Origin of the sequence: Flavobacterium chungangensis, assembly GCF_042654045.1 — a bacterium.
Lineage (GTDB): Bacteria > Bacteroidota > Bacteroidia > Flavobacteriales > Flavobacteriaceae > Flavobacterium > Flavobacterium chungangensis.
The window spans coordinates 109,731-117,602 of sequence record NZ_JBHSFY010000018.1; the positions used below are offsets into that span (position 1 = coordinate 109,731).

7 protein-coding genes, 2 tRNA genes and 1 rRNA gene are annotated in these 7,872 nt (G+C 32.5%); 2 read left to right on the forward strand and 8 right to left on the reverse strand.

Features of this window, described 5'->3' with window-relative positions; all coding sequences use genetic code 11:
- Positions 1–108 precede the first annotated feature (108 nt).
- The 3 genes from glgB to ACFO3N_RS22730 form a co-directional block, all read right to left on the reverse strand.
- Positions 109–2,013 (reverse strand): 1,4-alpha-glucan branching protein GlgB, encoded by a 1,905-nt coding sequence (glgB, locus tag ACFO3N_RS22720; protein ID WP_379801128.1) that lies wholly within the window; start codon positions 2,011–2,013, stop codon positions 109–111.
- A gap of 69 nt (positions 2,014–2,082) precedes the next feature.
- Positions 2,083–3,363, reverse strand: coding sequence for a glucose-1-phosphate adenylyltransferase (locus tag ACFO3N_RS22725; protein WP_379801129.1), 1,281 nt, complete (start codon positions 3,361–3,363; stop codon positions 2,083–2,085).
- Positions 3,353–4,780 (reverse strand): glycogen synthase, encoded by a 1,428-nt coding sequence (locus ACFO3N_RS22730; RefSeq protein WP_379801135.1) that lies wholly within the window; start codon positions 4,778–4,780, stop codon positions 3,353–3,355. Before ACFO3N_RS22730 ends, ACFO3N_RS22725 begins: the two co-directional genes overlap by 11 nt.
- Positions 4,781–4,895: 115 nt before the next feature.
- Between ACFO3N_RS22730 and ACFO3N_RS22735 the strand changes: the two genes are divergently transcribed.
- Positions 4,896–5,762 (forward strand): alpha/beta hydrolase, encoded by an 867-nt coding sequence (locus tag ACFO3N_RS22735; protein WP_379801131.1) that lies wholly within the window; start codon positions 4,896–4,898, stop codon positions 5,760–5,762.
- A 46-nt stretch (positions 5,763–5,808) separates the two neighbouring features.
- Positions 5,809–6,459, forward strand: a complete 651-nt coding sequence (locus ACFO3N_RS22740) for an endonuclease III domain-containing protein (RefSeq protein ID WP_095931116.1) — start codon at positions 5,809–5,811, stop codon at positions 6,457–6,459.
- Here ACFO3N_RS22740 and ACFO3N_RS22745 read toward each other — a convergent pair whose 3' ends face one another.
- The 5 genes from ACFO3N_RS22745 to rrf all read right to left on the reverse strand — a co-directional run bounded on the left by ACFO3N_RS22745 (position 6,460) and on the right by rrf (position 7,868).
- Positions 6,460–6,747, reverse strand: a complete 288-nt coding sequence (locus tag ACFO3N_RS22745; RefSeq protein ID WP_379801132.1) for a hypothetical protein — start codon at positions 6,745–6,747, stop codon at positions 6,460–6,462.
- A gap of 161 nt (positions 6,748–6,908) precedes the next feature.
- On the reverse strand, positions 6,909–7,361 hold the full coding sequence (locus ACFO3N_RS22750; protein ID WP_379801133.1) for a DUF1569 domain-containing protein: 453 nt from the start codon (positions 7,359–7,361) through the stop codon (positions 6,909–6,911).
- Positions 7,362–7,525: 164 nt separating this feature from the next.
- A tRNA-Leu gene (locus ACFO3N_RS22755) sits at positions 7,526–7,611 on the reverse strand.
- Between the two features lie 6 nt (positions 7,612–7,617).
- A tRNA-Phe gene (locus ACFO3N_RS22760) sits at positions 7,618–7,690 on the reverse strand.
- Positions 7,691–7,758: 68 nt separating this feature from the next.
- Positions 7,759–7,868, reverse strand: a 5S ribosomal RNA gene (rrf, locus tag ACFO3N_RS22765).
- Between the last annotated feature and the right edge of the window lie 4 nt (positions 7,869–7,872).

Here is a 7,872-nt window from a genome sequence, read left to right on the forward strand (position 1 = left end):
TTCACGAAAACGTTTTTTCTGAATGAGCTTCAAATTACCAAACAAAAAATCAACAATTTGATAATTTTGAAACGATATAATGACAAAATCTTATTTCAAGATTTTTACTTAATTTAAAGTATATACGGTAACACTCAAAGGAGGCAAAATCAATTCTGCAGAAAAATCTCGGCCATCATAGGAAATTGATTCGATTTTTAATGGTTTAGTACTTTCTATCCCGCTTCCTCCATATATTTTGGCATCAGTATTAAAAATCTCTTTTAAATTGCCTTTTTTAGGAATACCAATTCTATAATTTTCTCGAACGACTTGAGTAAAATTGCAGACCACAATCACATTTTCATCTGGATTATTTCCTTTACGGATGTAAGATAAAATAGCATTTTGATGATCTGAATAGTTTATCCACTCAAAACCATCTCCTCTAAATTGTTTTTCGTATAATGCTGGCTGTGATTTGTACAATTGATTTAAATCGGTAATCAAACTTTTTATTCCAGAATGAAAATCAAACTGAAGCAAATGCCAATCTAAACTTTGTTCGAAATTCCACTCACTTGTCTGACCAAACTCAGCTCCCATAAACAAAAGTTTTGTTCCTGGATGTGTAAACATATACCCGTACAATAATCTCAAATTTGCAAAGCGCTGCCATTCGTCGCCAGGCATTTTATAAATAAGAGAATTTTTGCCATATACTACTTCGTCATGAGAAAATGGAAGCATGAAATTTTCAGTAAAAGCATATGTCATCGAAAAAGTCAATTCATTCTGATGGTATTTTCTATAAACGGTTTCTTTTTGAAAATACTTTAAAGTGTCATGCATCCAACCCATCATCCATTTCATTCCAAAACCTAAACCTCCAACAGAAGTTGGTCTTGAAACCATAGGAAATGAAGTACTTTCTTCTGCAATAGTTTGAACACCATAAAAATTAGAATAGATTACTTCATTAAATTCTTTAAGAAAACTAATCGAATCTAGATTTTCCCTTCCGCCATAAATATTGGCTTCCCATTCGCCATCTTTTCGAGAATAATCGAGATATAGCATCGAAGCTACAGCGTCAACACGAAGTCCGTCGATATGATAATTTTGAAGCCAAAAAACAGCATTACTTATTAGAAAAGCTCGAACTTCATTTCTTCCATAATTAAAAACTAAACTTTTCCAATCTGGATGATATCCTTTTCTTCGATCTGGATGCTCGTATAAATGAGAGCCATCAAAATACCCTAAACCATGTGCATCATCAGGAAAATGGGACGGAACCCAGTCTAAGATCACTCCAATTCCTTCTTGATGCAATCGATCGACCAGAACCATAAAATCTTGTGGTTTTCCAAAACGGGAAGTTGGTGCAAAATACCCTGTAAGCTGATAACCCCAAGAAGGGTCATAAGGATATTCCATAATTGGCATAAACTCAACATGCGTAAAACCAGTTTCTTTTATATATTTTACCAAATCATCGGCAAGTTCAAGATAAGTCAAAAAACGATTATGTTCTCCTCTTCTCCAAGACCCCAAATGCACTTCGTAAACCGAATAGGGCTTGTCCAAAGCATTATAATCCTGACGATTTTGCATCCAATTATCATCTTTCCATTTATAATCTAGATCCCAAACTACAGATGCAGTATGAGGCGGTTTTTCGCAATAATGCGCAAATGGATCGGCCTTTTCGGTAATTACGCCATTTACACTAGATTGAATCTTGTATTTGTAAAGTGCCCCTTTTGAAATATGAGGAATAAATCCTTCCCAGATTCCAGAAGAATCCCAGCGAACGTTTAAAACATGTTCACCCTGTGTCCAATAATTAAAATCTCCAACAACTGAAACAGAATGAGCCGTTGGAGCCCAAACAGCAAAATAAACACCTTTTATTCCATCTACTTCAATTAAATGAGCTCCAAGTTTTTCATATAATCTGAAGTGCTTTCCCGCTTTGAATAAATCTATGTCAAAGTCAGTAAAAAGAGAATGTGGGATTACTTTAGTCATATGGTTGGTTTAAGAGATAATTATTATAGAATTTGGAATTTGGAATATTTATATTGGAATTTTCAGTCTTTATTCAATTCTAAAATTGTCTGCAAGTGTAACTCCTTTTTTTACTACGACAATTCCGTCTTTAATGCTGTACAATTCGTTAGTAAAATTATCTAAATGTTTACCTCCACTAATATGAACATTGTTTCCAATACGCACATTTTTATCAACCAAAGCATTTTTAATAAAGCAGTTTTCACCTATACCAACATGTATTTTATTGATGCTGCTTTCGTGATTCAATTCTTCTAGATCTTGATAAAAATCGTTCCCCATAACGTAGCAATTCTCTAAAACAGTCCCTTCGCCAATTCGAGAACGAATACCTATAACGGAACTTTTAATCTCTTTGGCGTTAATAATACATCCCTCAGAAATTAAAGATTGGTTGATTATTGAATTTCTAAATTTAGACGGAGGCAATAATCTCGGTCTAGTGAAAATTTTATTTTCGTTATCAAATAAATTAAATTCTGGAATATCTGTTGTTAAGCCAATATTAGCTTCAAAAAATGATTCTATATTTCCGATATCTGTCCAATATCCCTCATATTGATAACTTAATATTTTATGTTTTCCAACCGATTGCGGAATAATTTCTTTACCAAAATCTTTTGTTTCTTGGTCAGCCATTAGCTCCTGCAACAAAGATTTATTGAAAATATAAATTCCCATTGAGGCAAGGTATTTTTTACCTTTTTCCTGCATTTGTTCGCTTACCTCCGATTCCCATTCAGGTAATAGCGATGGATGTGGTTTTTCAATAAAAGCTTCAATAACACTTTCGTGATTGGTTTTTAAAATTCCAAATTCGGGAGCGTCTTTAGCATTTACAGGCAACGTTGCAATAGAGATTTCAGCATCAGCAGCAATATGCGCTTCAAGCATTTCGTTAAAATCCATTTGATATAATTGATCGCCCGAAAGAATTAAAGCGTGATCAAAATCATGTTTCAAAAAATGTGACATACATTGTCTTACGGCATCAGCTGTTCCTTGAAACCAGGTTGGATTGTCTGGAGTCTGTTCTGCCGCCAAAATATCTACAAAGGACTGACTTAAAATACTAAAATTAAAAGTGTTTTTAATGTGAGCATTTAGAGAGGCGGAATTAAATTGCGTCAAAACAAATATTTTAAAAATATCAGAATTGATACAATTAGAAATCGGAATGTCGACCAAACGATATTTTCCTCCAATCGGAACTGCAGGTTTCGATCTTGTTTCTGTTAATGGAAATAAACGTGAACCTTGTCCACCTCCTAAAATAATGGCAACTACATTTTTCTTTTTAAATTTCATTTTGCTGAATTATTAAGTTGTATATTTTGATATATTCTTGGCAAACTCTTTCCCAGGAATGATCTGCTGACATTCCTCTTTTTAAAACTTTATTGAAATTTATTTTATCCTCATACAACCTAACAGCACGATTTATTGAATAGCAAATATCAGCGACCGAAGCCTGATCATGACAAATGCCATTTCCTTCATCTCCAAAATCAACAACCGTATCTCTTAATCCTCCAGTTCTTCTAACAATCGGAATTGTTCCGTAACGCATCGCATACATCTGATTTAATCCACAAGGTTCTACCCTAGAAGGCATTAAAATATAATCTGAACCTGCATAAATCAAATGCGCTAAATCTTCATTATAACCTATAAAAACATTGTAATTTCCTTTATAATCATTTCTCAGCTGAGTCAACTGCACTTCAATCTCTGAATTTCCTGAACCTAGAATCAAGATATTAATTTCCTCAAAATGTTCAGATAAAGCCAAAGCAGCAGCATGCGGAAGCAAATCGCCTCCTTTTTCTTCGAACAATCTACCAATAAAGCTAAATAATGGTTTTGATGGATCTAACTCAAATTGTTCGCACAGTTTCTCTTTATTCTTTCTTTTTCCAGCTTCAAAATCTTCAATCGAATAATTTTCCTCAATCATTTGATCTTTCATCGGATTCCAAACTTCAATATCAATTCCGTTTAAAATTCCTTTAGATTTATTTCTTACAGAATTAAATAAAGACTCTAAACCATTAGCTGAAATATTAATTTCATTTAAATAACTAGGAGATACTGTAGTTACGGCATTGGCGCATTTAATGGCAACTGCTAAAGAGTTAATAGAATTGCTCCATTCTAAAAATCCAACATGTTTTAAATCAAATTTTGGCAGATAATATAGTTTATCAAAACCAAACCAGCCTTGATATAAACCGTTATGAATCGTTATAACTGTTTTTACATTTTTTAAACTTTCATATTTATAAGAAAACTGAAGCAAAAATGGAATAATGCCTGTATGATGATCATGACAATTAATAACATCTGGCGTTTTATTGCGCGCTATAATCCAATCCAATGTGGCGATCTGAAAAGATAAAAATCTCTCGATATCATCTTCGTAACCATAAATATTCGGACGATTAAATAATTCATTAATCTCTATTAGATATAATTCAAAACCTAACTTATCTGTTTTTTCTTTTAAAACACTAAACGGAAAACTAAAATTTCCTAATTCAACTGTACCCCAATGAACACATTCAAAATCATTTTCCTTTTTAAACTTTGTGTCATAACAAGGAATTACAACTCTAACAGAATGGCCAGCAGCTTGTTGATATTTTGGCAATGCACCGACTACATCGCCTAATCCGCCAACCTTTGCTACAGGATAACATTCTGCGCTAATATGAAATATTTCCATTTCAGAAATTAATTTAGGATTATCATAAGAAGCAATCATTTATATACTACTTTTATGTTTTTTAAATTTAGCAAAAAAACAAGCAAAATCCTTCTTTTAAATAAGTTTTATTGAAATGGCAAAAAAGGCAATCAATCCTACTAAATCATTAAAAATTCCTAAGATTATTATAATATCTGCGAAAATTTGTGCTTTTATATCCACAAAATTAGTTACAAAATTTGCTGCAAAGATTTTTACAACTCCTATCAAGCATAAAGTTCCAAAAAGAGAATTAGAAATGAATGCTAAAAGCATTCAAGAATTAATCTATGTCCCTTCAATTGATAAAAGTATTGTTACATATGCATACGGGCAAAGTGAACGCAAAGTTTTATTGGTACATGGCTGGTCTGGAAGAGGAACGCAACTCTTTAAAATTGCTGATGAACTTTTGAACAAAGGCTATTCAACAGTTAGTTTTGACGCTCCTGCACATGGAAAATCAAAAGGAAAAACAACGATAATGTCAGAGTTTATAGCTTCTATATTAGAAATAGAAAAACAATTTGGCCCTTTTGAAATTGCAATTGGTCATTCTTTAGGCGGAATGTCTGTTCTAAATGCAATTAAAGATGGATTTAAAGCAGAAAAAGCTGTAATTATAGGAAGTGGTGATATTATTCAAGATATTTTAGATGAATTCACATCTAAACTGGGTTTGCGAAAAGAAATTAGCAATCATTTGAGAGATTCTTTTGAAAGTAAATATCAAGTTACAATGGATGATTTTTCAGCCTATCGAGCAGCTCAGAAAATCAATATTCCTGTTTTGGTTATACATGATAATGATGATCCCGAGGTATCTGTAAAAGCGGGAAAGCATATTTATGAAAATCTTAAAAATGGATCTTTATTTTTAACCGACGGATTAGGCCACAGGAAAATACTTGGAAATCAAAATGTTATCAAAAAAATTCTAGAATTCATTAAAATCAATTAACTTTATAGATAACTATTTAAATATCAACATTAAAGAGAATTAGAAAATGGATTTATTTGGAGAAACATTAGATTGGGAAACTAAATTAAAACCAATTTTAAAAAAGTATAAAAACAAAAAACATCCACTAGATTATCAAAATCCATATCAGTTATTAGTCATGGTTGTTTTGTCTGCTCAAGATTCTGATGCCAATATCAACTCAATTGCACCAGCTTTATTTGAAAAATTCCCAACGCTAAAAAGTCTATCAAAAACCGATTTAGAAACTTTTTTGCCTTATATCACTAAAGTTCGAAATCACGGAACTAAAGCACAATGGCTTTTGGATATTGCAAAAACCATAAAAGAGGATAACAATATTCCTTTAACCATGTCAGGATTAACTGCATTGAAAGGTATTGGAAGAAAATCTGCAAACGTGATTTTAAGAGAAACAGGCCAACCAGCTGAAGGAATTATTGCGGACTTACATGTAATAAGAGTTGCGCCAAGAATTGGAATAATTAAAGAATCTAAAGATGGTAATAAAGTAGAAAAAGATTTAATGCAGGCTTTACCGAAAAATATTTGGTCAGAAATAGGGATGGCAATTTCATTTCTAGGTCGCGAAATCTGCAGACCTAAACCTAAATGCCCTGAATGTCTTTTAACTGATATTTGCTTATACTACAACACCGAAATCCTTAAAAATTAATTATTTTCTTCTTGTATCAATCAAATAGATAATCTTCCACGAATCTTTTTCTTTAAATAAAGTAAAAGCATTTACACCAGAATGGCTTAATTTATCATTTAAATAAAATTCATATGGTGTCCAAACATGCGCCATTGTTCCATCAATCTGAATAGTATAACTCAATATTTTTTCTTGGAATTTCATATTTGAAGGAATAGATGCAATAGATTTATAAAACTCTTTTGCACTTTCATCAGATAATTTATTTCCTTTCACAGTGCTTTCGCTAATAGACTGCAATATCATTTTATCCGAACAAACCAATTTAATCTTTGCTGAATCTTTCTGATGAAATCCTTCAAAAAAGATTCAATGCATTTTTGAACTTCTTGCTTTTGAGCATTAGAAGATAATCCTAAAAGAAGAAAAAGCATAATGGTATAAATTCTCATAGCTATAAAAATTATTTAAACACCAAATTGAGATAAATGATGATCCAAATGTTTTGCGAACATATTATTCCACTCTTTAGAAGACAGCTTGCCAAAAGAAAGAGATTCTTTTCCTTCAAATTCTTTTTCGCCTAATTCTTGCGTTTTTTGAATATAGGAAATTAGTCTGCTTTTTTCTAGCTCAAAATCACGATTGCCTTTAATAATAAATTGCGGAGCTGTACCAAGGCTTCTTGGATAAGGAGTTTCACTTACCACTTTATTTTTAGCCAATAGCTTTAATAGAAGTTCTATGAAAGCATTTGGTTTCGAATGGATATTATCATAAACCATTTCGTATGTAACGTTACAATGAGCCAGCATTTGGTCAACAGACATTTTTCCCCAAAGTGGCAGAGAATCTGTTTTAAGCTCATTAATTCTAGTAACAAATTGGTCACAATCTTCTTTAAGAAAAACATTTTGCATAGCTGAAAACGAGATTTATAGTTAAATAGAGAAGTAAAAATATAAAAATTCTGATTAAAACAGCTTTTGACCTTTAATATTTTAGCATACTGGTAAAAAAGAAAAACAATTTCAGTTTAGATCAAAAAAAAACTTCAATTAACAAAAGTTAATTGAAGTTTTAGTACTCAGAGCGGGACTTGAACCCGCACGAACATTGCTGTTCACTGGATTTTAAGTCCAGCGTGTCTACCAATTTCACCATCCGAGCATTATGTGGTACCTCCAGGGATCGAACCAGGGACACATGGATTTTCAGTCCATTGCTCTACCATCTGAGCTAAGGTACCATATTACTTATATTTCTATAAGTAAAAGTTAGAATAAAAAACCCCATTTAGAAACGGGGTTTTCAAAAGAAAGGCGACGACATACTCTCCCACATAACTGCAGTACCATCTGCGCAGGCGGGCTTAACTTCTCTGTTCGGGATGGGAAGAGGTGAGCCCCGCCGCAATAACCACCTTAAGGC

Excerpts from the sequence above, each read along its gene's own strand:
- glgB (WP_379801128.1), bottom strand. The coding sequence starts at position 2,013 with ATGACTAAAGTAATCCCACATTCTCTTTTTACTGACTTTGACATAGAT.
- ACFO3N_RS22725 (WP_379801129.1), bottom strand. The coding sequence starts at position 3,363 with ATGAAATTTAAAAAGAAAAATGTAGTTGCCATTATTTTAGGAGGTGGA.
- ACFO3N_RS22730 (WP_379801135.1), bottom strand. The coding sequence starts at position 4,780 with ATGGAAATATTTCATATTAGCGCAGAATGTTATCCTGTAGCAAAGGTT.
- ACFO3N_RS22735 (WP_379801131.1), top strand. The coding sequence starts at position 4,896 with ATGGCAAAAAAGGCAATCAATCCTACTAAATCATTAAAAATTCCTAAG.
- ACFO3N_RS22740 (WP_095931116.1), top strand. The coding sequence starts at position 5,809 with ATGGATTTATTTGGAGAAACATTAGATTGGGAAACTAAATTAAAACCA.
- ACFO3N_RS22745 (WP_379801132.1), bottom strand. The coding sequence starts at position 6,747 with ATGATATTGCAGTCTATTAGCGAAAGCACTGTGAAAGGAAATAAATTA.
- ACFO3N_RS22750 (WP_379801133.1), bottom strand. The coding sequence starts at position 7,361 with ATGCAAAATGTTTTTCTTAAAGAAGATTGTGACCAATTTGTTACTAGA.